Annotated in this window: 35 protein-coding genes; 27 read left to right on the top strand and 8 right to left on the bottom strand. The window is 34.2% G+C overall.

Annotated elements, in window-relative coordinates; all coding sequences use genetic code 11:
• Window positions 1-154 precede the first annotated feature (154 nt).
• The 7 genes from ACR32F_RS20775 to ACR32F_RS20745 all read right to left on the bottom strand — a co-directional run bounded on the left by ACR32F_RS20775 (window position 155) and on the right by ACR32F_RS20745 (window position 5,959).
• On the bottom strand, window positions 155-496 hold the full coding sequence (locus ACR32F_RS20775) for a hypothetical protein (RefSeq protein WP_440110334.1): 342 nt from the start codon (window positions 494-496) through the stop codon (window positions 155-157).
• Window positions 497-560: 64 nt separating this feature from the next.
• Entirely contained in the window at window positions 561-1,751 is a 1,191-nt protein-coding gene (locus tag ACR32F_RS20770; RefSeq protein ID WP_440110332.1) for a hypothetical protein, read from the bottom strand.
• Window positions 1,752-1,755: 4 nt separating this feature from the next.
• Window positions 1,756-1,938, bottom strand: coding sequence for a YonK family protein (locus ACR32F_RS20765; RefSeq protein WP_440110330.1), 183 nt, complete (start codon window positions 1,936-1,938; stop codon window positions 1,756-1,758).
• A gap of 31 nt (window positions 1,939-1,969) precedes the next feature.
• The gene (locus tag ACR32F_RS20760) at window positions 1,970-2,623 is read right to left on the bottom strand and encodes a PhoH family protein (RefSeq protein ID WP_440110328.1); all 654 of its coding nucleotides are present in this window, start codon (window positions 2,621-2,623) and stop codon (window positions 1,970-1,972) included.
• Between the two features lie 121 nt (window positions 2,624-2,744).
• The gene (locus ACR32F_RS20755) at window positions 2,745-3,020 is read right to left on the bottom strand and encodes an HU family DNA-binding protein (protein WP_440110326.1); all 276 of its coding nucleotides are present in this window, start codon (window positions 3,018-3,020) and stop codon (window positions 2,745-2,747) included.
• A gap of 127 nt (window positions 3,021-3,147) precedes the next feature.
• Window positions 3,148-5,619, bottom strand: a complete 2,472-nt coding sequence (locus tag ACR32F_RS20750; RefSeq protein WP_440110324.1) for a hypothetical protein — start codon at window positions 5,617-5,619, stop codon at window positions 3,148-3,150.
• A 148-nt stretch (window positions 5,620-5,767) separates the two neighbouring features.
• Window positions 5,768-5,959, bottom strand: a complete 192-nt coding sequence (locus ACR32F_RS20745; protein ID WP_440110322.1) for a hypothetical protein — start codon at window positions 5,957-5,959, stop codon at window positions 5,768-5,770.
• Between the two features lie 157 nt (window positions 5,960-6,116).
• Between ACR32F_RS20745 and ACR32F_RS20740 the strand changes: the two genes are divergently transcribed.
• The 20 genes from ACR32F_RS20740 (at window position 6,117) to ACR32F_RS20645 (ending at window position 19,458) form a co-directional block, all read left to right on the top strand.
• The gene (locus ACR32F_RS20740) at window positions 6,117-7,160 is read left to right on the top strand and encodes a tyrosine-type recombinase/integrase (protein ID WP_440110320.1); all 1,044 of its coding nucleotides are present in this window, start codon (window positions 6,117-6,119) and stop codon (window positions 7,158-7,160) included.
• Between the two features lie 1,223 nt (window positions 7,161-8,383).
• Window positions 8,384-8,524, top strand: coding sequence for a hypothetical protein (locus ACR32F_RS20735; protein WP_440110318.1), 141 nt, complete (start codon window positions 8,384-8,386; stop codon window positions 8,522-8,524).
• 112 nt (window positions 8,525-8,636) lie between these two features.
• Window positions 8,637-8,798, top strand: coding sequence for a hypothetical protein (locus ACR32F_RS20730; protein ID WP_440110316.1), 162 nt, complete (start codon window positions 8,637-8,639; stop codon window positions 8,796-8,798).
• Between the two features lie 14 nt (window positions 8,799-8,812).
• Window positions 8,813-9,019 (top strand): helix-turn-helix domain-containing protein, encoded by a 207-nt coding sequence (locus ACR32F_RS20725; protein ID WP_440110314.1) that lies wholly within the window; start codon window positions 8,813-8,815, stop codon window positions 9,017-9,019.
• A 107-nt stretch (window positions 9,020-9,126) separates the two neighbouring features.
• Entirely contained in the window at window positions 9,127-9,330 is a 204-nt protein-coding gene (locus ACR32F_RS20720) for a YgiT-type zinc finger protein (RefSeq protein ID WP_440110312.1), read from the top strand.
• A gap of 513 nt (window positions 9,331-9,843) precedes the next feature.
• Window positions 9,844-10,092 (top strand): hypothetical protein, encoded by a 249-nt coding sequence (locus ACR32F_RS20715; protein ID WP_440110310.1) that lies wholly within the window; start codon window positions 9,844-9,846, stop codon window positions 10,090-10,092.
• A gap of 102 nt (window positions 10,093-10,194) precedes the next feature.
• Window positions 10,195-11,448 carry a hypothetical protein gene (locus tag ACR32F_RS20710; RefSeq protein ID WP_440110308.1) on the top strand — a complete coding sequence of 418 codons (1,254 nt, stop codon included), beginning with the start codon at window positions 10,195-10,197 and terminating at the stop codon, window positions 11,446-11,448.
• 603 nt (window positions 11,449-12,051) lie between these two features.
• Window positions 12,052-12,510: a hypothetical protein gene (locus tag ACR32F_RS20705; protein ID WP_440110306.1), complete on the top strand. Its 459-nt coding sequence runs from the start codon at window positions 12,052-12,054 to the stop codon at window positions 12,508-12,510.
• A 360-nt stretch (window positions 12,511-12,870) separates the two neighbouring features.
• The gene (locus tag ACR32F_RS20700; protein WP_440110304.1) at window positions 12,871-13,209 is read left to right on the top strand and encodes a hypothetical protein; all 339 of its coding nucleotides are present in this window, start codon (window positions 12,871-12,873) and stop codon (window positions 13,207-13,209) included.
• A 201-nt stretch (window positions 13,210-13,410) separates the two neighbouring features.
• Entirely contained in the window at window positions 13,411-14,355 is a 945-nt protein-coding gene (locus tag ACR32F_RS20695) for a ParB N-terminal domain-containing protein (protein WP_440110302.1), read from the top strand.
• Window positions 14,356-14,408: 53 nt separating this feature from the next.
• Window positions 14,409-14,585, top strand: coding sequence for a hypothetical protein (locus tag ACR32F_RS20690; protein ID WP_440110300.1), 177 nt, complete (start codon window positions 14,409-14,411; stop codon window positions 14,583-14,585).
• Window positions 14,586-14,618: 33 nt separating this feature from the next.
• On the top strand, window positions 14,619-14,846 hold the full coding sequence (locus ACR32F_RS20685) for a hypothetical protein (protein ID WP_440110298.1): 228 nt from the start codon (window positions 14,619-14,621) through the stop codon (window positions 14,844-14,846).
• Window positions 14,847-14,973: 127 nt separating this feature from the next.
• Window positions 14,974-15,222 carry a hypothetical protein gene (locus ACR32F_RS20680; RefSeq protein ID WP_440110296.1) on the top strand — a complete coding sequence of 83 codons (249 nt, stop codon included), beginning with the start codon at window positions 14,974-14,976 and terminating at the stop codon, window positions 15,220-15,222.
• Window positions 15,215-15,379 (top strand): hypothetical protein, encoded by a 165-nt coding sequence (locus ACR32F_RS20675; RefSeq protein WP_440110294.1) that lies wholly within the window; start codon window positions 15,215-15,217, stop codon window positions 15,377-15,379. The genes ACR32F_RS20680 and ACR32F_RS20675 overlap by 8 nt, the downstream gene beginning before the upstream one ends.
• Window positions 15,380-15,450: 71 nt before the next feature.
• Window positions 15,451-15,762: a hypothetical protein gene (locus ACR32F_RS20670; RefSeq protein ID WP_440110292.1), complete on the top strand. Its 312-nt coding sequence runs from the start codon at window positions 15,451-15,453 to the stop codon at window positions 15,760-15,762.
• A 48-nt stretch (window positions 15,763-15,810) separates the two neighbouring features.
• Window positions 15,811-15,987 carry a hypothetical protein gene (locus ACR32F_RS20665; RefSeq protein WP_440110290.1) on the top strand — a complete coding sequence of 59 codons (177 nt, stop codon included), beginning with the start codon at window positions 15,811-15,813 and terminating at the stop codon, window positions 15,985-15,987.
• A gap of 18 nt (window positions 15,988-16,005) precedes the next feature.
• Window positions 16,006-17,049, top strand: coding sequence for a hypothetical protein (locus ACR32F_RS20660; RefSeq protein WP_440110288.1), 1,044 nt, complete (start codon window positions 16,006-16,008; stop codon window positions 17,047-17,049).
• A 184-nt stretch (window positions 17,050-17,233) separates the two neighbouring features.
• Window positions 17,234-17,887 carry an HNH endonuclease gene (locus ACR32F_RS20655; protein WP_440110286.1) on the top strand — a complete coding sequence of 218 codons (654 nt, stop codon included), beginning with the start codon at window positions 17,234-17,236 and terminating at the stop codon, window positions 17,885-17,887.
• A 461-nt stretch (window positions 17,888-18,348) separates the two neighbouring features.
• On the top strand, window positions 18,349-18,999 hold the full coding sequence (locus tag ACR32F_RS20650) for a hypothetical protein (protein WP_440110284.1): 651 nt from the start codon (window positions 18,349-18,351) through the stop codon (window positions 18,997-18,999).
• A gap of 147 nt (window positions 19,000-19,146) precedes the next feature.
• A complete protein-coding gene (locus ACR32F_RS20645; RefSeq protein WP_440110282.1) occupies window positions 19,147-19,458 on the top strand; it encodes a hypothetical protein in 312 nt (103 codons plus the stop codon).
• A gap of 438 nt (window positions 19,459-19,896) precedes the next feature.
• On the opposite strand, the gene ACR32F_RS20640 is transcribed toward ACR32F_RS20645, so the two are convergent.
• On the bottom strand, window positions 19,897-20,118 hold the full coding sequence (locus ACR32F_RS20640) for a helix-turn-helix domain-containing protein (protein ID WP_440110280.1): 222 nt from the start codon (window positions 20,116-20,118) through the stop codon (window positions 19,897-19,899).
• A 225-nt stretch (window positions 20,119-20,343) separates the two neighbouring features.
• On the opposite strand from ACR32F_RS20640, the gene ACR32F_RS20635 reads away from it, so the two are divergent.
• The 7 genes from ACR32F_RS20635 (at window position 20,344) to ACR32F_RS20605 (ending at window position 23,502) form a co-directional block, all read left to right on the top strand.
• The gene (locus ACR32F_RS20635; RefSeq protein WP_440110278.1) at window positions 20,344-20,739 is read left to right on the top strand and encodes a hypothetical protein; all 396 of its coding nucleotides are present in this window, start codon (window positions 20,344-20,346) and stop codon (window positions 20,737-20,739) included.
• Between the two features lie 373 nt (window positions 20,740-21,112).
• The gene (locus ACR32F_RS20630; protein ID WP_440110276.1) at window positions 21,113-21,376 is read left to right on the top strand and encodes a hypothetical protein; all 264 of its coding nucleotides are present in this window, start codon (window positions 21,113-21,115) and stop codon (window positions 21,374-21,376) included.
• A gap of 29 nt (window positions 21,377-21,405) precedes the next feature.
• On the top strand, window positions 21,406-21,570 hold the full coding sequence (locus ACR32F_RS20625; protein ID WP_440110274.1) for a hypothetical protein: 165 nt from the start codon (window positions 21,406-21,408) through the stop codon (window positions 21,568-21,570).
• 279 nt (window positions 21,571-21,849) lie between these two features.
• On the top strand, window positions 21,850-22,098 hold the full coding sequence (locus ACR32F_RS20620; RefSeq protein ID WP_440110272.1) for a hypothetical protein: 249 nt from the start codon (window positions 21,850-21,852) through the stop codon (window positions 22,096-22,098).
• A gap of 84 nt (window positions 22,099-22,182) precedes the next feature.
• A complete protein-coding gene (locus ACR32F_RS20615; protein WP_440110270.1) occupies window positions 22,183-22,440 on the top strand; it encodes a hypothetical protein in 258 nt (85 codons plus the stop codon).
• 52 nt (window positions 22,441-22,492) lie between these two features.
• The gene (locus ACR32F_RS20610; RefSeq protein ID WP_440110268.1) at window positions 22,493-23,218 is read left to right on the top strand and encodes a tRNA(His) guanylyltransferase Thg1 family protein; all 726 of its coding nucleotides are present in this window, start codon (window positions 22,493-22,495) and stop codon (window positions 23,216-23,218) included.
• A 50-nt stretch (window positions 23,219-23,268) separates the two neighbouring features.
• Window positions 23,269-23,502: a hypothetical protein gene (locus tag ACR32F_RS20605; RefSeq protein WP_440110266.1), complete on the top strand. Its 234-nt coding sequence runs from the start codon at window positions 23,269-23,271 to the stop codon at window positions 23,500-23,502.
• Window positions 23,503-23,522 lie beyond the last annotated feature (20 nt).

The raw sequence follows: 23,522 nt of genomic DNA, 5'->3' as shown, positions 1-23,522 counted from the left end.
TCCTAAACATGCTCCTTGATAAATAAAGACATGGGGTAGGAGGGAGCGTCCGGTTTAAAGATCCTTATGGCAGGATCTCCCCATGTAAAAGTAAAAATAAATAAGAAAAAACCCGATTCTTTACTTAATCAGGTAGTCGATTTATGTATTCTTTTTATGGCTCATCTATAAATTCAATATCATAGTCAAAGCCCTCTATATCGAACCGCAACATCTCAACTTCTGTTTGCAATTGGCCGATCCTATCCATCAGTGAACTATGGTGTGAAGCATGTTGCCAAACCTGATGCAAGATAATATGCAAATCATTTTTACTTTTTGTTTTAGATATGACATTAACATAGTTGGCGATCACCAAATCAATATCAATGTTTAAATTAGGCAAAATGATTACATTTGTTTCTGCTCCGATATCCTCGTTTGAGAGGAAGGAGGAGGGGAGATCGTCATCGTCTTGAAAATCACCATTAGTACGCCAATATTCATCTTCAGTCATATGTATGGCCTCCTTATTAATAGAGGCATCGACACACATTGTCAGTGTGCATACCATTAATGCTTTATTTAACGTTTTGTAGATTGATATCTACCTTGTATTCCAATCTACCCGAATCATCGAATATATGCATTTTTTGCATTGCATCTGCATACATCCTTTTCGAGATAGAATAGGAATCACTACCACATAAACTTCCGTTGGAAATTACAGTAGTGCGCCCATAATCCTTTACTGTATCATGGTGAATGTGGCCCATGAACACGATTCGAGGAATGATACCTAGGAATTGTGGAATTGTTTTGGCTACGCCAGACACATAATCCATATCGCCATGTACGTAGACGTGAGGTTCATCGAATGTTGTATCAATATAATATCCGTCTTCGCCAGTGATAATCTCAACATTTCCGAAATCTCTCAACCTGCATTCCATATACCAAGGAATCAAATTTTCGAAATTCTCCTTAAGCAAAGCGTCATTCTTATTAGCTATAGCACGACTATGATTGCCAGATATATTGATTACTCTAACTTTTGGCACATGCTTTGATATTTCAGCTACAGCTTCAGACAGTCTTTCGGCGACATACTTAGTCTGATAAACCACGTCTTCACTTTGTTCAATTCTAGAAGTAAGATGAATGAATCCAGATATTTGATCTCCAATTGATCCAATTGTTAGTTCGCTGACACTATGCTTTTTACAATAATCAATTGTTTTTGAAACTAAATACTCAAAACGTTTTTCGAAAACTTGTGGATTATATGTATTTAATGTGTTATTTGATTCTTGACCAAAATGAAAATCAGAGAATAATACATTGGCTCTCACATTCGAGCGACTACGTTCACTAATTCTATAGAAGGAGAGGGGTTTAACTTTTTCTAATTGCTTGATCGCTTCAACTACTTCATCTTTCAAATGGTCATACTTGGCAATCAGTTTAATTTTGTTATTGAACTCTCTTTTTTGATCTTGAAACTGATACTTTTGCTTCTGCAACTCAATGGTCTTATCTTCAATTTCACGAACATATTCATCGCTGGTTGACTTTTTGACTCCGATAGTGATTCCGCGCTTCAAAAGGTGATATTCTTTTCGATACTTAGATTCTGAAAAGTCTTCGCTGAGAAATTCATTCAGAAGAGAAGCTACCTTGCTCCAAGAAAGATTAAGTTCATCTTTACTGTCACCAAGTCTAATCAGATACTCTTCGTAGCTGTCATTAACAAGATGTTCAATAGGAGTCATTTATTCACCCCTTTGGAATAACTGGCAAATCTTCTTTGATTGAAATTGTTACATCTTTTCCATCATAAAATTTAAGCTCATCAAGTAAATCATATACCTTCAAACTATCTTTATCTTTCTCTGTGATCTCCATTACTTCTGTATTAAGAAATCCTTTAAATTGAATAGAGTTGTTGCGTTTTGCCATATATTATTGCCCCCAATATGTATATTATTATCTAAAACTCCAATTGATCTGCTTTTGTAGCTAATTTACCTCTGAAGTTGTGTGTTAAATTGCAAACTTTAATGTATTCCTCATCTTTGAGAAATTCTAAATATGGAACAAATCCACTTTTACTCTTATCGACCAAGTCGCACTGCTTATCATGACCAATGACTACGACTACACATGAGTCCGAAATCCTAGTGAGTATTTTTTTCAATTCGTGTTTAGTGAAGTTCTGCGCTTCGTCGATTATGATAAACTTATCCTCTAAATTGATACCTCTAGCAAAGATATGGGACATAGGAGTTACCCACGCAGTCCCATTTTTAACATTCATCATATTGTCATCTGATACAATCACACGAGAAGGGTCTTCGTTAATCTTCATCAAAGCATCTTTTAATGGAGTTATGTATTTACTTTCTTTTTCTTGAACTGTTCCCGGCGTAAATCCAATTTTATTTTCCTCAACGGGTGAGAAGATGTACAACAGATCCATTTTCAATACTTTTGCCACAGCCACAGCAAGCGTGGTTTTACCTGTACCAGCGCGAGAATTTGTTATTGTTACTCGATTATCAAACATAGAGTCAACATAGTCTTTCTGTTCATCTGTAAGTTTCGGAGCATATCCAAACAACAGATTACCCTTTGGTAGTGGCATAGTCTTTTACCTCGCTTATATGGGAGTGAGGATAGGAGAGAGGGTTAACTTTCACCTATCCGTATTTACTGCCTTTCAATATTGAATCTATGTATTATTTTATCGTTAAAATATAATGAAATTACTCTTTCACAGCGTCTTTGAGTGCTTTACCTGCTTTAAAGGCTGGAGCTTTACTAGCTGGAATATCCATTTCCTCATTTGTTTGAGGATTTCGTCCTTTGCGCGCTGCACGATCACGAACTTCGAAGGCACCAAAACCAGCAATCTTAACTTGATCTCCGTTTTTCAAAGCCTCTGTGATTGTAGCGAAAATTGATTCTATGGTTGCTTCTACGTCTTTCTTTTGCAATCCAGTACTTTCTGTTACAATTTTAATCAATTCTACTTTGTTCATATTTAAATCTCCCTTGTATGTATATTTATTTTTGTAGGAATTAATTTCCCTACATTAGCTAATCTTTTTGATGCTAAAAAAACGTTGATATATCAGTGTTTTTTCTAAGAAATTTATTTTTTTTGTGTCAATTTTCGCAAAAAACGCTTAAAAATACGTCCTTTTGTGTCTTGAACAGAACATTAAGTGTTCTAGAGGTCATCTTATTCTTACTATCTTTTATAATTTTTCTAACTAGAGAATACATCGTTTCCTTGCTTATTTTTAGTTTAGAAACATATATCTCACAATACCTAATTGTATCTTCAGCCATATTGAACTTCTCATCATCTGAGTGGTCACTTGTGTATATGTTATTGAGTTTAACTATCATTTGTTCTATGTATTCAAGTGTTTTCTTTTCTTGTTTTCTAAGGCCATTTTTAAGATCAAACTTATTCAATAAATCTTCAAAGTTTACTGTTTCTCGGCGTTCTGCATACTCAAGGTTTGACATTTTTTCATAAAGATAATCCATGGGGCAACTGTATTTCTGAGTTTTTATTGTATCCGACTTGCTCACATATTTCCAAAACATTGGCTTCTCTCTAATCAACATACCAGATTTTACAATATTATTTATTTCTTTGTTAATGTCTATTTCAAACATTTTCTTTGCAAGGTCTATGCATATGCCAGAAAGAACAGTCACTACATCAATTTTCTTCAATAACTCTTTGATACTAAAGTCAATTTGGTTTCGATTAATTACATCCCAGTATCTAGACATGCATAGTTGTCCTGTATTTACAACTCTCCCTATAAACCTCTGACTGTTTGATAGTTGATTATCAATTATGGCCATATTTTGATTTGTTATATCATATTTTCGTTTGCTGCTAACTACATGATTAACACATACATCGTATAGCCCATAAACTCTTCTTGTAATCTCGTTTAAGTTCACGTCATCAATTAACAATACAGTATCAGAATCATAGTCAGCCCCTGACAGTATGTCTTGGATGGGAAAATCAATAGCATTTACACAAACTATATTCTCAGATAAATTAAAGTACTGTAAGATTTTCTCGTTAAGTACATTTTGTACAACAAGGACATTGTTGGGGCTGGTATGGGGGTTTCTAAAACCACTTAATATTCGCCCATTTAAAAACTTAGTAGAGCATACTTCATTTGCTTTCAGTGATACAGTTTGAGGAGAGTCTTGATCAAGTTCACCCACGGCGTGGAGTAGATACTCTAGAGGATTTCCAAGCATAACTAGATAATCTCCCTTTAATCTGACTTTGCCTCGTTTGACATGTGAAACGTAGTTATGTATATGGGTTCTTCGGAAACTCTTGAATAGCTCAGTTTTTGAAACATCTCTATTCCTTTTGTAAAGATCGTAAAACATCTTATTAACATTTAAGTCGTTTGCTGTAGATATTAAACTTTCAACTAGAACTTCATCGTTGTTTTTTAGGTTATCAATGTGATTTAATTCAAGCTCAGTAAGTTTGTCTATATCATCCCTATGGATCGGTAATGAGTTTAACATTTGGTAACTGGTCTGTTGTAGCGTATTTCCGTTAACATCCATACCTCTTTTTGATTCCTTTTCAGATTTACATACACCGAATAAACACATATCCTTCTCGACAACTCTCTTCCAATGAATCCACATGCTCTTTTCAGAACCTAAAAGATGACTGAATTTGAGCGCCTTGAGGCTGCTAGGTGTAATAATTAAATGTACATCTTTAGCTTTTACTTTAAGATTTTTGAACATTGTTGAAATTTCCCAGTCATCATATTCGATGTTAGCAGGACACCGACTACGCAGGAATGTTTGAATATTGCAATTGAATGCCGCGCTTTTAAACATATGATTTCTAAGAAGCATCATGGACTTACCCCTTGGGAAATACGAAGCCTCTAAAAGCGATTCTCCATCAAACAAACTGTTACTGATAAGTGTTTCACCTGCAAAGCTATCCAAATATCCATCGTTTCCCGTTTTTATTATGTTCGCTTTATGATTAAATTTACTTTCAACATCTGTCACAATGAGTATATTCTCTGGTTTTATTTGTACTAAACTCTCTAGGGATGAGCCGACCAACGATTCATAGGCGAGAAGAGAAGGGTAGTCTATATCGTATCCTTCGCGACCCCTGAATTCAATTCCCATACGACTCCATTTTATCATATGATCATATAGTCTTTGTTTAATAAATAGACATTCACCAACCCTAGACTTGGCACTTGAACGTTTATAAACAACATACTTCTCATTGTTTAACACGAATCCATCTTCATAGAACAATTCTCGCAACTCTCCGCTTGTTTTTCCATGCCACTTATCATCACTAATTTCAGATTTTATTTGCTCGATAAAACTAAGTAATTTGTTCTTGTAATCTTCTCGTGTTTCATTAAGACTATCAATTTTATTATAGAGTTTTGCGATAAGACATGCTCCTGAATCAACTTTGTACGTGAATTTAATATTTATAATATCTTTGCTGATACGTTTTTCTTTGTTTGTTGGACTTTTTCTAATCTTAATTTTTTGAGTTATGAGCTTGTTTAATTCTAAACTTTGAGGAATCATCCCGATGTATTTAATTTCAATTTCTTTATTTCTATGTATGTGACTGTAAATATCACTTGCTTCAATAGAAGGTATGTAAATCTGTTTTTCTAAATTAATTAATATTGTCCCCTTTCTAACACGACTTAATTTCTACAATTTCTATGTATTATTTATTCATATTATTTTTTACCCACAAAACTTCGCTGTCTACAACGTCCATATACTCAATACAATCCTCTGTTCCTTCTCGCATCCAATCTGATACCAATCTTTCATCATAATAATCTACATCATATCCATCATAGTATCGATCCTCCCATGTGATAATAGCGTGATTTCCTTGTTGTCCTTTTTTCATTCAGTTTTCCCTTTCGGCAGCATAGCCTTTATATGTATTCGGATTGTATGTCCGTGTTTCTATTATATTTCCAATATTGAATATCGTCAAGTATTATCTTTACATCATTAAACTCTTCATATATAATAGAATTACAAAGTCAGAGGAGGATAAGAATATGAGTGCAGTTCAAAATGTAACAGGTTTACATAGGGGTTCGATTGATGAAGACATAAAAACTTTCATAGGAAAATTTCAGAGTAAACACACTAGAAAAAGTTATGAGCGAAGTATCAGGAACTTTTTTATGTGGTACAGAAATAAGGATATTGAACAACTTACAATAGAAGATATAAAAATTAGAAATACAGATATCGTCAAATATCAGACCTATTTAAAGAAACATGAAGCAGACTACGCCAATGTTACTGTGAACAACTATATAGAAGCTATTCAGAGCTTATATGAGTTTTTTGAAATTAACGAATACCCTGTTAAGTCAAAACACTTGAAAATAGACATTCTCTCTAACGATAGCGAACATGCAGGAGCCCTATATCTTCATGAAGCAGAGCAGATGGCAGAACTTGTTTTAAGAGACAGGAAACAAGGACAAGAAAAATCAGCATTCTTACGTATGGCTTACACAACTAGTTTTCGTAAAGGTACACTTCAAAATCTTAAATGGACTGATATTAAGCCAAATATCAGCGGCAATTATTATGAAGTTTCAGTAGTAGGAAAGGGAGGAAAGAAGCATGTAGTTCCTATCTCAACTGATCTTTATGATGAACTCCTCAAGATTAGAGAATTTGCATACTACCAAAAATATGAGGATGGTCGTATATTCCATCTAACAGATAAAACCATAAGATTGATGTTGGAATCTTTGAAACAAAAATTAGGCATTTTGCCTGAAAGAAACGTTGTATTCCACAGTTTCAGGAACGTAGCTGCTGGTTTTGGTACTTTAGAAGAAGCAAAGAGACACCTGAACCATTCTAACATCTCAACGACTGAAACGTACTACAGGCACATTAATGAGGACTTATCAAACAGTATTAGTCTGAGAATAGAAGACAAAATTGATGATTCAATCCTTGAGAAACTCACAAAGGAAGAAATGATTGAAATTATAATGAACCAAGATTATGGAACGCTATCACAGATTAAGAGAGAGGCACAAGAAATAGTACAAAATAAAGGAGAGATGAGTAGTTGAGTATTATTGAGTTGAAAATTAACACCAGAAAGAATGATGTTTCCAAGCGTATATTATGTGAAAATAATTAGATTATACTTAAATAGAATGATCGAGTCTATTGGATGAAATTATCCGGTAGACTTTTTTGTGCTTGGACGATTGAGTTACGATTGAAGGTAATCGTGAATTTGGCTGGTTAGAACAAAAACGTATATATATCAAGGAAAATTGGATGATATGAGGGCAGGGGGTATGTTGATCAGAGATACGTATCGTAAAAGTGTATATGTATCAAGGGAAAATGAGTTAAATTGGATGGAAAATAGGTGGATATGTAGTGGTTACAGCGCTGTAATAAGTGTGAAAGTGTAGATGAGAGAAGGGGAATAGAGGGGAGATACGATTGAGATTATGATTGATATTTGGTGAAAATAAAGTGAATAGTTACAAATAGATTACAATTAAATGGAAATAATATGGGAGGGGATAAAATATAAATCGGGGTGTGGGAGTGGATGTGCTAGGCCACTATTTTCCAATTTATCCCCTTTTCTAGATTTAAAATAGCCCCCCATCCATGCTCTATGTATCATATAAGATATATTATAGGGTAGATAGGAGCATCCACCAACACTCCTCAAACTGATCCACTCAATGCACCAATTGTCAATACTATTTTCAAAAAAATATTAAAACTTGCAGAAAAATTTAAAATTTCAACTTAGATATCCATATACCCTAGTGGGGTATGTTAAAATCGCAGGGTAACAGTGTTTCCATTTATCATGACTTATTATAACTACTTTAATAACTATCAATCTAATTGATATTTGTCCACTATATATTATCACTTGTCTATTGTATTATCACTCTATACACATATTACTCTCACATATCTACTCATCTACTTGTCATATTTATCTATCTCATCTCTCACTTTATCCAACACATACTCACCTTATCTCATCTCACATGTCACATTACACTATACTACTCACCTAGCAACACATCCACGACTCGCACTAATCTCTATCTCATTGTCACTCTCACAATTTCAAATCCAAATTCCTAATCCTACTTTCCATTCCCAATTTACCTTTCCACTTACCCACACCATCTATCCCACTTCACTAAATCCACTCCACAATCTCAATTTTCAAGTTTAATAATATAAAGATAATAAAACTATTTACATCCGATAACGGACATGGTATAATTATATATGTAAGGAGGTGATACATATGGACATATGGGGAAAGGTTGGAGTCATCGTTGGTTCACTTACATTCATCCGACTCATCACCAAGGACATCATCGAATGGAAGGAGAAAAAGGAAAAGGCGAAAACGTCCAAGAAGAAACGTAATCGCCGCAAGAGATAACAACTAAGCACTATCGAGAGAGGGAGCCACAACTCCCTTTCTCACCAACATAATACATCACACCTTACAATAGAGTCAACTCATACAATAAACAGAAAGGAATGGTTAAACAATGAATAAACATAAACGAGAAGGTATCGAACGGTTTATACTCACAGGTGTATTGTCTACGATTGCTCTATCCATCAATACTACTTGGGCATCTACATTGCTCCTTATTGTAGCGGCATACTCACTTATCTCAGGTATAGTATACATTACACGTAAACAGTAACAGGAGGAATCCGCATGTCTAACGAACCAACCAAAGAACAACTACAGTCTACAATGGACAACTTAATGTTTCAGCTCATGACTACTGAAGAAGCAGCAGAACGGTGGGTATTGTCTCAAGACCACGTTAAACGTCTATGCAGCTCTCACACTATAATTGCACATAAACGTGGCAAGACTTGGTTAATACTTAGAGAGCAACCTAATCCTAAACAGAAATAAAGGTTATCGCTCAATGGGTCTACAATAGGATCTGTGGAGCGATCTTTCTTTGCAGTGTTATCACAACAGCAATGGATAGAAACTAATCTTAACAGGAGGAATAATGTATGAGTGAACTTACTAAATGTGTAGAGTGTGGGTCAACTAGTCTAACTGACATCAACTATACAATGAAGCATAATGAAGATGGTGAGGTGTTTGTTGTAGAGAACATTCCAGCAACACAATGTAATACATGTAAAGAGATATACTTATCACCTGAAGCCAGTAGATACATTGATAAGCAATTAAGCAATCACCACATTAGTTAAGCCTTGATAGGCTTTTCTTTTTGTTTAATAATAATAAAATAATACTACAAATATACTGTATAAAATGTTATAATAGTATTATCCAATAACAATCCATCTCAGGAGGTGACAAACATGATTCACGAACCACTATCAACGGATACACTGCTTACACTAATACCACAATTGGCATCACAACGTCACATCATACTATCCTCTCACGCTGAACAGAGATTGACTCAGCCAGATAGAAACTTTACATTTGAGCGTTTACTGTTCATCCTAAAGCATCCCAAGTCTATTACTCCTGAATGGGATAGTGATAGGAAGGTGTATAAGTATAGGATACAAGGATTCAATAAACGTCATGCTATTGTTAACTTAATCATCAATGATACATATATCAAAGTAGTCACGGTGTTCTAACTGTGGCTACTGGTTCCATCTATTACAATCACATACGAATGAGGTATAATACTTATGATTACATATGGCAATACAGTAGCCAATACATTAAACGAGGAGGAGTTATATATGAACAACTTCGACAACCTTTATAACAATGACAAGCAACATAAACAAAGTATCATCAACAATGTTATAACGCCTGATAAAACTGAAGCATACAAAAACGCTATAGATTATACTGTGGGTGATCTATTGGGTGTAATGGAGGCATATAAACATGGATCTATTGTAGATGAGGATTCAGCACAGGAGCAGATTAGAATATTCTTGGAAGAGTACGCGGTTAAACTTTTGAGTATAGCAAAGGGGGAATGAATGTTATTTCCTTTTGTTCCAGTAATAATAAAATAATTAATTAATATAAATTCATACTAGTACTCATCAACGCTTTCACTCTAGCAATAGAGTTTTACATATATGATTCAAAATACAATTAAAACCGGAAGGACGATCAGCATTACAATTAAAGTGATTGATTCAATTATGGGTAGCGGCAAGACGACATTTGCCATTGAGAAAATGAACAAAGACACCGAAAGAAAATATATCTACATTACACCGTTCCTTGATGAGATAACACGCATAAAACATCTCTGTCCCAACAAAAGATTTGTTGATCCAAAGAATTATGATAGTGAAGGACATTTTCAAAAGAAACAAGATTCTCTACATAATCTATTAGCAGCAGGGCATAACATAGCAACAACACATGCATTATTCAAACAATCCAACGAAGAGACAAAAGAACTTATACAGGCTGGTAACTATGTGTTGATATTAGATGAGGTCATGGATGTAATTGACCATTTAACAATCAAAAAATCAGATAAAGAATTGTTGTTTGATAATAAATTTCTAGATGTTGATGATGAAGGATATGTAACTTGGAATAATGAAGATGAGAAGATTCGTGACTATGATGGAAAATTCAATGACATTAAACATATGGCTAATAACAGGAATTTGTTGTTTTATCGAGGTTCAATCCTTATATGGACTTTTCCTATTTCAATTTTTGATGTCTTTAAAGAAGTTTTCATTCTTACATACTTATTTGATGGTCAAATACAAAAATACTATTATGACTTAAACAGTGTTAAATATGAATACTATCATGTAGAAAAAGTGGAAGACGAACTAATCCTCAAACAAGGAAAGAATAGAAGTAAGCATATTAAAGAAAAGTATAAAAATTTGATCGATATCTATGATGGAATTCTAAATGATATTGGAACTGAAAAACATTCATTGTCTTTGGGGTGGTATGAAAAAAGAAATCAGTCAGTACAAAAACTTAAAAATAATGTATCAAATTATTTCAAACATAAAATGAAAGCTAAATCTAAAGAAATAATCTGGACTACTTTTAAAGATCATAAACCAAAAATAAATGGGAAGGGATATCAAAGATCATATATCGCTGTCAACCTCAGAGCCACTAATGATTTTAGGCACACTAAATATTTAGCATATGCAGTTAATAGATATATGAATCCGATAATTGAAGGATTCTTTGTTGAAAGAGGAGTGAGAGTTAATCAAGAATTATGGGCGACCTCAGAATTGATACAATGGATATGGAGAAGTTCTATACGCGATGATAATAAAGTGTATATTTATTTACCATCTAAACGAATGAGAGACCTGCTTATTACATGGCTTGAAACATAGTTTGGGAAGTTTTAGTTCCCAACAATGAAAAAAAGTCCTTTAACACCAATGGATTTAGAGGCTGGTTGTTAAAGCAAAAGTTAATTTATATTATTTAAAAAATAGGTAATAATAAAATAATTATTAGTGAATTAATATACATAAATAATGAATAAAAATACAATATTACCGTTCACCAATTGAACAACTTTCCATCACACATCAATAATAGGTGAGCGAGATCCATTCCGTTACACTCCATGGCTGTCGCTCACCTTCATCCACAACAAAAACCGTTGTGTCTGTCATTTGGTTTATTTCTTCCTTAACTCAATTCTAATCCAATAACACATTAAGTCACTGCTAAAAAAGGTGGCTTATTTGTGTTATTATGAATAAATAATACTAGACATTACTTTGATTATCATATATATATGAATATATAAGGTAAAGGAAAACGAAATAAGGAGTTGAAGTCAAATGAGTCAAACTAAACTGGCAATTATGAAGTCACAATGGGTACGTAAACAAGCATTGAAGAGTAAAACAATCGTAGGAGCATTGATCCTTCGTTAATATATAATAAAATAAGATAATACTAGATAATATAAGGTGGTAATTAATATGAAAAAACAAATTGAGGTTGTACTTACTACTAGTTGGGACGCTGGAAAAACGATGATGTATCTCTACACCGAAAAAGAATCAGGTCTACGGCACGAACTAACTGGCGCACAAGTGAAAGAAAAAATCAAACGTGTACCACGCGAAGGTACTACATATACAAAAGAAGTTTTGGAAGTTGAAGTGCAGGAAGAAGTCGAAGAGGTTGGCGGCGTAAATATCATCAAGAAAGGCACAATCACAAATGGTCGCACCGGGAACGTGATCGGATTCTCAGTTAACGTAATCTGCTTGGATGGAACAGAACGCCAAGTAATCAAACGGTTCGGGTCAAAAGGCTATTCCGTTAATAACATTGTGGGGCAATCGACCCCATGTCAAAACTTGAATCAAGGCCGTTACGGAAAAGAACTGCAATCGTGGGTTGATGCTGAAATGGATAAGTTGAGGGGTATATAAGACAACTGTTAAAAGATTTTTGAACGCTCCAACTGAATTCGCAGACACGACCAAACCACACTTGCTGCACGACACGAGAAACTTAACATAACAACCAAATGAAAAAAGTCCATGAAAGTGTCCTTTCACATAGATAAATGAGCTAATAATAAGGAGGCAATCACATGTTAAGAATATATTACATAAGTCCAGTACATAAAACTAATTCATACGGATCGTTTAAGCAGCCAGAGCAAAGAGTAAACTTACAAAATCAGACTAAACGGTCTCCAGTAGGGTTATCCTTCAGCCAACACCTTGAACTTGTTAATTCATTGATTAAATAATAATAAAATAATTTAAATAAGGATGTGTATTAGAATGAAAAAGTTTACTGTATTGTTGATGGTGTTCATATTGTCTCTGATGGTGTCTAGCGTGACTATGGCAAGTGGGACTGAACAAGAGCCCAAACAGGCTACTATGAAAGTCGATAGGGTGTATTACATGAAGGGTAGCGGTTATTATGTTACTCACACAACAAAGGATCAGGAAGGACATTTCTGGGTGTTACAGGTTACAGATATCGCTGTTCCTAAAGAGGATAAGTCATTTACAGAGGTGTTACGCAAACAGTATCAAGGCAAACAAGTTGTTGTGACGTATGTAGAACCATTGGATGATGAAGAAGTAGAGTTTTGGGGAGTTAAAGTTAAATAGGTGATATATGAGAGATTCCATTGTGGGATCTCTTTTTAATTATAATAAAATAATACTAGACACATTATATGTGATGATGGTATAATTACATTATCAAGTAAAGATAATACATAAACAACGCACAAGAACGAGAAACAATGTGCTGTAACGATTTAAAATACTCATTTCATATAAATTAAATATAATAAAGGTGGAATAAAAATGAAGAAAATTAACATTGACAAACTCAAACCACATCCAAAAAACAAGTTTTATTTTACAGATATTACAGGTAAGAAATATAAGGAAATCAAACACAGTATTAATACATATGGAATACGCGATCCTTTAAAAATTACACCTTCTAATATTATCATTTCAGGACATCAACGCTTACGGATTGCTATTGATTTAGGGTGGAATGATGTTCCAGTTGAAATTATTGATATTGATGAAATGCAGATTGAATATCTTCTGATTGCTGAGAACACTGAGCGTAGAGGGGAAGCGGAATTAGATCCAATTAAAAAAGGAAGACAGGCGGCATTCCTGAAAGAGTACTGGGGAATAACGAATAATGGAAATAAACGACTTAAAACTGATAACATGAAGTCGATGAAAGACGTAGCAGAAATGATTGGCGAAAAGTCTCAGCGTACCACTCAGAGAATTATGAAACTTAATGATTTAATTCCTGAGATCCAGTCTTTCGTATCTGATGGTTCCATTGGAGTCAGAACAGCAGAAGAACTAGCACATTTAACTAAAGAAGAGCAAAAAGCAATTTATAATTTTAAAATTAATGATATTAGTAAACTAACTGGGGAAGAAAGCAAGCGTATTCGAACAGAAGTTGAACATAATCGCGGCAAAAAAACAATTAATGCTGTATTGAAATCACTAACAACAAATAAAAAAGACGGGGGCATCCAACAAGAGGCTGACAAACTAGCCATTGAAATAAACGAAGAAAATAAGGCGCTCAGGGAAGAGAACGAAAAACTAAAACACAGAATCAATGATTTAGAAGTCATTGAACAGGAATATAAAGTATTGATGTCCATGCTTGAGAAGGCAAGAGTACAAGCATTTGTTGGTGTAGAATTGGGGAGAACATATAACGTTGAAAACAGCGGGATGGTCTATTTTCCAGAAGCCAGTATTTAATATATTCTGTTCAAATCAAAGAGTGATTTCATAAAATGATGGAGGAAGAGTAGATGAATAATGTTATAAGATTCGCGGAGAAACTTTCCGAAATTGATACGCTTGTGGGTGCAATGACTTCTCAAGAATATGAAATTGTTTCAAATGCACTTTATAAAAGAGGAATTGATTTTTATACTTTACAAAGCTTAAAAAATGAATTGAGAAAAACTGAGTTCGGCGAGATTTAAGTAAAATTCTTGTTTCATAAGGAGGAGCAAAACATGGAAAAACAAATGTATATCGAAAAGTTAAATAAGATTATGACTAAATACAATCTTGATGGTACACTTCTTCAAGAAGCATATCTGGAAGGAATTAAGGAGGAGGACTTGACCTCATGTTATGCCGATAATCATGACAGCAAATTTTGGAAGGAAATTATCTCTTTAGTTGCAGATTTCTTAAACGACTTCCCAAAAGCAAAACATCCATCATATAAATTATTCTAATGAAACTTGTTTGTTTAGAATAATTGAATAAATATTCAATATTAAAAGTTAAACACTCGCGAACAATGATATTTTTACTCATAATGGTGCATAATTATAAAATATTGACGAATGGAGAATGAAAATAATGAAGATTGATAAATTTATTAAGCAAATCACTAAGAAACTTGATGCTGAAGGGTTGAACTATGAAGTAATAGGGATAGGGGATCATCATTCATTCACTATCTCTCCTACATGCACTATACATACAAACCATTGCACAATTGAGGTAATAAAGGATCAGATTACGGTTAATGAGCAGCCTGTAACAGATATTGAAGAAATGATGGAAGAAGTTATGGAGCTTGAGTATGGAGGTGTAATTCATGGATAAAAATGAAATGAAAAGGCTAATGAAAGAACTGCTCAAGGAAGAAATGGTTATTCGTGTCTCAGATGCAAGTGATTTGTACAATGACGGTAGAAAGGCACTTAGGATTACAATAGAATTCGATGGGCTAGAAATCGACTCAGATTTTATTGATGTTTAATCTAAATGAAATGCTTATTTCGTTTAATGATAAATAAATAATACTTGTTTTTGTATGAGTTATATATTATAATGAATTTAACAAACAAAGAGGGAACGACTAAAATGACAGGATATGAAGAGTTGAAAGCTGAATGGGAAGTACTTGCACCAATCTTGGAGGGTTTGGATGCGGTTGATGATTATATCAATGTAGATGCAAAATCTTTCACTCTAGATAAGGAGGGGAACAAAGAATACTATGTGGCAGCCTTCAATGAGTCACGCGATGAAGATGTGGAATTACTTCTCTCACACATTAAGAATATAGGCGTCGTGGCGGTTGAACAGGATCATGGACAAGGTATGATGGTAGTTGGACAGTATGCTCTTTCAATGAAGTAAAATTTTTTTTGCTAATCTATTAAAATAATTTTCAAGGAGGTGAAATACATGACACTAAAGGAAAGAACGCAAAAAGTTATCGATGATTACGGTATCAAGAAATCGTTCATTGCTAGAAAAATAGGAATTAGCAATGCATTGTTTTCATTATTCATTAATGGCAAACAACCCTTACAAAAGCCAGAAGTAAACAAACTTGAGGATTACATTGCAAATTATAAATAAATAAACGGAGATGATAAAATGAATATCGTAAAACAAACCGACAACTTTATTGAAGATCAATTTCTTCGTAATGAATACATAGTCAAAACAGAAGTACTAGACAAGGTTAAGGCTTTAAGTTTGTTGCCAGACGGTGAAAATATGACAATCAGACAGGCAGCGGATTACTTTGAAGTAAGCATAGAAACGATCAGGAAGACCATCCAAAGAAATAGACACGAACTTACGGGGGATGGTATTAAAACCTTGTACAGCAAGGATTTGAAGGAATACAAACTGACTTTAGGACACAATGTCCCAGAGTTGGATAGAGTACCTACAGCGATGATATTAAATAGAAAATGTCTTTTACGTATTGGAATGTTACTAAGGGATAGTATTGTTGCTCAAACTGTTAGGGAATATTTATTAAGAGTTGAATATACTCTTTCAGACAATCAGAAAAAAGCAGTATTAGGAAGTTGGACAGATGAAGAACTGCTGTTAATAGAACAGACTATTGTAGATGAAAAGAGCAAAGGAAGCACAAAAGCAAATGCAATAAGAATAGCTTCAGAGATGCTTAATAGAAATGCTAACAATGTATCTCAGAAATATTATCAGATTACAAAGAAACATGGCTCCATGCATAATTATCTTGTTGAGAAAAATGTTATCTATTTAGACAGTACAAAGAACGTAAATACACCTACTGAAAGCCCTGCTACACCCGTTATGCACTTAGATATAGTCCAAGCTATTACAGATCAATTAGAGTCGTCATTGAAGGATATAAAGGGCAGTGCAACCCTCGTATCTCAGGTCAATGAATTGAAGTTAGAGATTGCTAATTTAAAGAATCAACTAAAAATGAAAGATGTACTGATTGAGGGGAAAGATGCTCAATTAAGCCACAAATCTAAATTAAACATCAAACTTAAAAAGGAAAAATCTGATTTGGAGCACAAGTTGAAATTTATATCTCAAATTATAAACAGCAGCAAGGTTATTGACAATGCTCAGACTGAAGTGCAAGACAGTAAAAAATATGTTCTTAAAAATGGAGTAATAGAGACTAAGTAAAACCAGTCTTTTATATGAACTAAGAAAGGGACTCTATTTTTGAGTCCTTTTGTGCTTTCTATGTATTTTATTCTATTGTGGCGTTTCATAATTGAGAAAAGACTATTGCTCTGTACTTGTTTCTTACTAGAGATTAAAATTAAAACAAAGAACTAAAATTATAAGATGATGGAGAACTGCAATCATGTCAAATCAAGTGAGAAAATGCGAGAGATGTGGGCAATGGAGGTCGCCCAGCTTCTACATGAAAGAAACATCAACCATTTGTAAGATATGTAGAGATGAAAAATTCTTAAGAAAAAAAGAGAAGTTTCAAGATATTGATCTTGGTATTGAAGGTCTGGATTCTACTTTTGATTCCATAATTGTAATGAGCAATGATACAAAGACAGCTCATGAAAGACCATTCAAATATGCTCGGAAACTTGTAGAAGACGGACTTGCTAAAGTAATATATCCCAACATGGTATATGACCTAATTGACCATCAAATTGTATTAACAGAAGCCGGGTATAGATGCCATTACTGCGGAAATTATGGAGACACAATTGACCATGTTATACCTACATCGAAAGGTGGTGAAGACACATATGAAAATAAGGTGTGTTCTTGCAAAGAGTGTAACACATTAAAATTGGATAGAGACTACAACGAATTTAAGTCCATATTTGATGAACATGGCAAGCATTTAGGGAAAAAGATAGCCAGAGAGAGATTCGGTAAAAAACCTAAGAAGAAGGGGCCAAGTCAGACTCCTAAAGAGCCAATTAAATCATTAACAGAAGAAGAGAAATTTGATGCTATGATCAAAGGAGCATTAAGAAAAGATAAATGGTAACAACATGATAGAGTAGATACGTTTTTTATTGCGCTGCTGACCTACATCAATTTGTAGAAAGAAAGTGACCCGCACTTTGGCTCCCAACCTGTGGCGGGTCACTTCAGTCGTATAAGCACCACTCTGAGGTGATCACACCACAAATGCTGTGCAGGAGTAGCTACACCATAATTGTAACAAATACTGGTTAAGAATAAAAGCCTTCCAAGCGGATCAACAGATGATAAAACAAGACTTTCACAGTAGTTTGCAGATAGTTAGTATGATTGTATATCTTTAATATCGTTGTAGTTTCCTAGTAGGTTAAAATCATTCATTTTTCTGCTTGAAATTGCAAAATAAAACTTCAAAAACAGAAAAAAATAGGATTATCTTAGTAAAAATTGTTTTATTTGTAGAAATTTTTGTAATACTATGATATGCTCAAATTGTAATATATACCATTTAAGGAGTGTGAATGTATGAAATTCAAAAAGTCTATCTTAGTTATGCTAGCTTCCTTGTTGTTACTTACAGTCCCTGCCCTAGCTTCTGCTGCTCCCCTCGATAGGTCTGATAGCGATGGACCCACTATTATAAAGGTAGGCAAGGAGGAAGCACAGCGGCTGCGCGCTGAAGCTGGCTTTCCAAACGATGAAAGTGTAACAGGTGGTTTCATTGTATATCCAGAGAATTCATCAGTTCCTGAAGACAATACGGTTACTCCTTCTGAGATTGGGGGTAATGAATATTTTGTAAAAACCCCTAAGACTTCTTACCGTGTTGATTATAATGATCCTTACTTGCCAGGCGCCAGTGGATGTAATATGACGTTGACAACAAGTGCATCTTTCTCCAAAACAACAACCATTACGGGAAATGTATCTTTCTCGGCAAGTATGCTAAAAATCATTACAGCAACAATTGGAGCAAGCTTTGCAGTCGGCGATACGAAAACTGTCACTTCTACCGGATCTAAGACTGTTACAGGCTGCCAAGTTCTGAAAGGGTATCCGAGATACGAAGAAAAAACAGGTGAGCTTTGGGAAGATGATCAGTTCTTTGATGATTACATTTCTCCTTACAAAGCGACTAGACTAGAATCAATTTATTTTGAAAGCAGATCTATGTAAGGTATCGTTTTATCTGTAGAATCCTTGGTTTGAAGAGAAATCTTCAAGAACCAGGGATTCATTTTTTTAGTACAGTCGGTAAATCAATCTTCTGCGAAGAACAACTGTATGTTATAATATATATAGCATCCAGAAGGAGGTGTTTTTGTGAAAATTCGCCTAATCGGTTTCGCCTGTATAATTACGGGAGGTGTCGTGCTAGCTAGCCTGTTATTTCACGATTCTGAGACGAAGGTCTACGTCTATCCGTCTGGTGCGAATGAGAATGCGGTTCATGAAGTTGTTCGATCCACTGAAAGTCAACTTTTGGTGAATGGATGCGAAATTCCTCACAAGATTGTTTCAGTTGATGTGTCAGAGGATGAGGCAAAGAAATTACGCGAAGAAGCCGGATATTCTTCCGAAGGGGTAACAGGAGGAACAATTGTCAAGCTTGAGGAAACTGGAACGTGCCCATAAAATTGCTTGAGTTCCTGATTGAAAACTTGTCTAAAATTATTTCTAATGGAAACTATCCTAAGATGAACAACCATTACTACATGTACAGTTTATATTTTGTAATGATGACCACTCACTTGTTGGGTGGTTTGTTTCTTCATAATTTTAAAAATATATAAAACTTTCCAAGGTAGTTGTTTGAGCCTTCAATGGAAATGATGAAGGTAACTATGAAGTAGCAATTATAAAGATGAAATGTTGCTTTTACATACACTGAAGGAGACTGCAAAATAGCAGCTCCTTTTTTATTTCTTTTTAATTACAAAGTAAATTGAGAGTATCAATAAAACTACTGCACATACTAAGACAATATAAACATATTTAACTAATGAAGTTTTTATATACAATAAATATGCAATGACAGCCATAGTGTTTCCAATAAGCCATATGAGAGTACTCTTATTCATCTTCTTCAATCATGGACATAATTTCATTTACATCAATATCTAACTCAATGCAGATCTTTTCAATAACCTCGAAAGATATGTATACAGCTTCGCCTTTGATTATCTTGCTTATTGTAACGTGTCGCAGTCCTGTGCGTTTCGCAAGTCCTCTAGCTGACATTCCCTTCATTTCTAGTAGATTTCCCAAATGTATTTTTAAACGGCGAGAAACCATACAAAATCCCCCTTTATACAAAATCAGTTGACAACAGACAGTATTTGGTTTAAATTTAGAAGGTGTTACCGTTTGGGTAACAAAAAACGGACATAACAAAAGCACCCTCATAAAAGAGAGTGCTTAACTGGCAGTTAAAAAGACTGATCTGTTAAGTTAAAATGATATAGGTATTGAATGACGCTCCAGAGCATCGACAGAGAATATACATAAGGAGAATCATATATGACATACGAATCCCTATATGCAACATTAGATATCGATGAAGAGGCTATTGTATTGAAATCAAATATGAAAACCATATTGAAAACTCATGACGAAATAAATGAGTTTTGTTTGCGTCTGGAAAATGATCATTCCGAGTTAAATATACATAGAGAGTTGTACAAATTTAGATTGTGGCAACAAAACAATTCTATTGTAATTGAGAGTATTTATCAAGAGTTTCAAGAAGATCCCATAAATACACTTAGTAATTTGTTCTGCGAGACAATAGTAGACGTTCATATTGAGCAGATGAACAAGTATAGGGTCAATTTTAGTGATATGTTGGATATGTGGAGAGAAAATAAAGGAATACGGTTTGGATCAGTGTTGAGTAGGTTAGCCATAATATGCTGACTCTTTCTATAATAATGATAAAATAATACTAGACTATGTAAATATAAAAGTGTATAATTTGATTATGGAGTTAAGGGAACAGAATACTGGAACGAGAAACATCGTACTGGTCAGGATACATAAAACAACATCAAACAACGATTTCATTTAGAAAGAAGGTAAATTAATGATTGTAAAAAAAAATGCGCTTATTGTGACAAGGAAATCAATACAAAGAAAGAATCCCATTATAAGTTTGGCAAAGACGTAGTTTGTTTTAATCCTGAAGAAGCGACTTGCATCACACCTTACGCATGGGGCCACTTGGTGGATTATGAGGAATATAACGAGATTGAGAGTTAATCAAAACAGTATTTCATAGGGAGTGAATTTGGTGGCTATTGGATTAGAATTGATATGTAAATTTAGAGACATTGAATATAAAAAACTTGCAGAACAATTAGGAATTTCATCACCAACTATAATGGGATGGCTGAGTAAGAAAAGACCAATACCAAAACCAAGACTTAGACAACTATCTGAGATTTTAAATGAAGATGAGGCTTTTATCTCAAAAGTTATAAGTATTGAAGACAAGATTTCATTCTTAGAATTAGAAGCGAAAAGGTTGAGAAAAGAACACAGTATAGATATCTAAGTGAAGCAGATCTTACAAGGAGTGAGAAAATGGATCAAGGAACGAAAGTTTACATTTACTCAGAAAAACGAGAAGGTGTATGTAGTGGAGCTGTATATCAAAGTGGTTATTTAATGTATTTGGTCGATGAATCAGCATATTATCCAAGTAATCTTCTTAACATGGACGCTGAATTTACCAATTCAGAACTATGAAATATCGTTGACAAAAAAGATTTTCCTATTGGTATGATTGTTGCAGATCAAGAAGGTAATGAGTTTGTTTACACAGGTAAATCGTTTCAATTATTTGATGAAACTCGTGAAGGTTTATTTAAGGGATTTTGCAAAGGTGACAAATGGAAATTGGTCAGAATAGTAAACTTTAATGAAGAGATGGAGATTGTGTGAAATCAGGACATCATAAGGTGATGGGTGAATCTGTATTCATCTACACTGTAACGATAACACACTAATTATTTGGAGGAATATTCTATGTCAGAGGAAATGAAAATGAATGGGGCAATCTCGGAGTTTTTTCGTCAACATTACAATGGTGATTGGAAACCAGCAGAACAAGTAGAGTTCCTAATTGAGCTTTTTTCTAATCTATCTTTACATGTACGACCAGTATTTCCGTCAGACGAAAAGATGGTGCTTGTTATTTCGCAAATGATGGAAGAAGCCCTAAAACGCCGCAAAGTTAAGACTATATGGGGTGAGGTAGAGGAATCAGAGTTATAAAAATATAGAATAATTGATATTTGTGAGTGACAGACTTGATCAAAGCAGGATTTGATTCAAAATCAAAGTTGGGGAGTAGATTTTATGAAGTTAAATGAATTAATCAAAAGTCTTCAAGAAATTAAAGAGGAGCATGGAGATTTGGATTTATATACATACAATGATTGGGCAACCATTAGCAAATTCAATACATTGCCAAAAGTAAACAAGATTTACTCTCAAAAGTGGGAAGAGTGGGATCGTATGCAAAATGAATTATCGAATGGCGATATCAATACAGAAGACGAAGATTTGTATGATGTTGATCTCAGAAAACCTATTGTTAAAGGTTTAGTTATTTAGTGATAGATGATAAAACAGTTATTTTACATAAATCAAAAAGGAGGAATTTCTAATGAAAAAAGACAATTTGGGAGATCGCATGAAAGGATACGAGGACGTATCTAGAATCTATTTAATGAAGAGAACACCTATAATCTTACGGATCGATGGAAAGGCGTTTCATACATACACCAAGGGATTAGAAAGACCATTCAGCACTTACCTAGCAGATTGCTTTTGGGAAACTACAAAGTATGTTGCAAAAGAAATGATGGGAGTTAAAGTTGCTTATCATCAAAGCGATGAAGTTTCGTTTCTATTAACTAATTATCACAAGGTAACTACAGAGTCTTGGTTCGATAACAATCTACAGAAGATGGTCTCTGTTGCAGCATCCTTATTTACATATAAGTTCAATGAATTAACTCGTGGAGTAATAGATAAACCTGCATTGTTTGATTGTAGAGCTTTTGTATTGCCTAAAGAGGAGGTAGTTAACTACTTTATTTGGAGACAACAAGACGCATCAAAAAACAGTGTATCTATGGTTGCTCAGTCCAACTTTCCTCATAAATCCCTGCAAGGACTAAATGGAGGTCAATTGCAAGAGAAACTGTTCCAAGAGAAAAGCATTAACTGGAGCAACATTCCCACATGGCAAAAACGAGGAGTCTGCATTACTAAAGAACAATTCAATTTAGAAACAGAAAATGGAGTAGCAACAAGGACAAAATGGGATGTGGATATGGATATCCCAATTTTTACTCAAGATCGAAACTACATTGAAAAGTTTGTTTAGAGTTAATAAATGATGAATTACAATTTACTTAAACAAATGGAGGCGATAAGATGAGGAAATCAATATTTGACTATCTAAGTCAGAATGAACTTGACCTATTGGCTAGATCCGAAACTATTGTAAATTTAGTTCATGAGGTGGCAGAATTAAGGGCAGATAACGAATTGCTTCGGAAAAAAGAACAAGAAGAATGGGAAAGACAGCAAGCGAGATTGAATGAACAAAACAAAGAGATTGGAAATATGTTATCTACGATGATTGGCAATATTGTAGGTAAAAGTTGAATTTCAAAGGAAGAGGTGTG

Source organism: Paenibacillus hebaui, assembly GCF_051934385.1.
GTDB lineage: Bacteria > Bacillota > Bacilli > Paenibacillales > Paenibacillaceae > Paenibacillus.
This window is presented reverse-complemented; position numbering and strand designations above follow the sequence as displayed.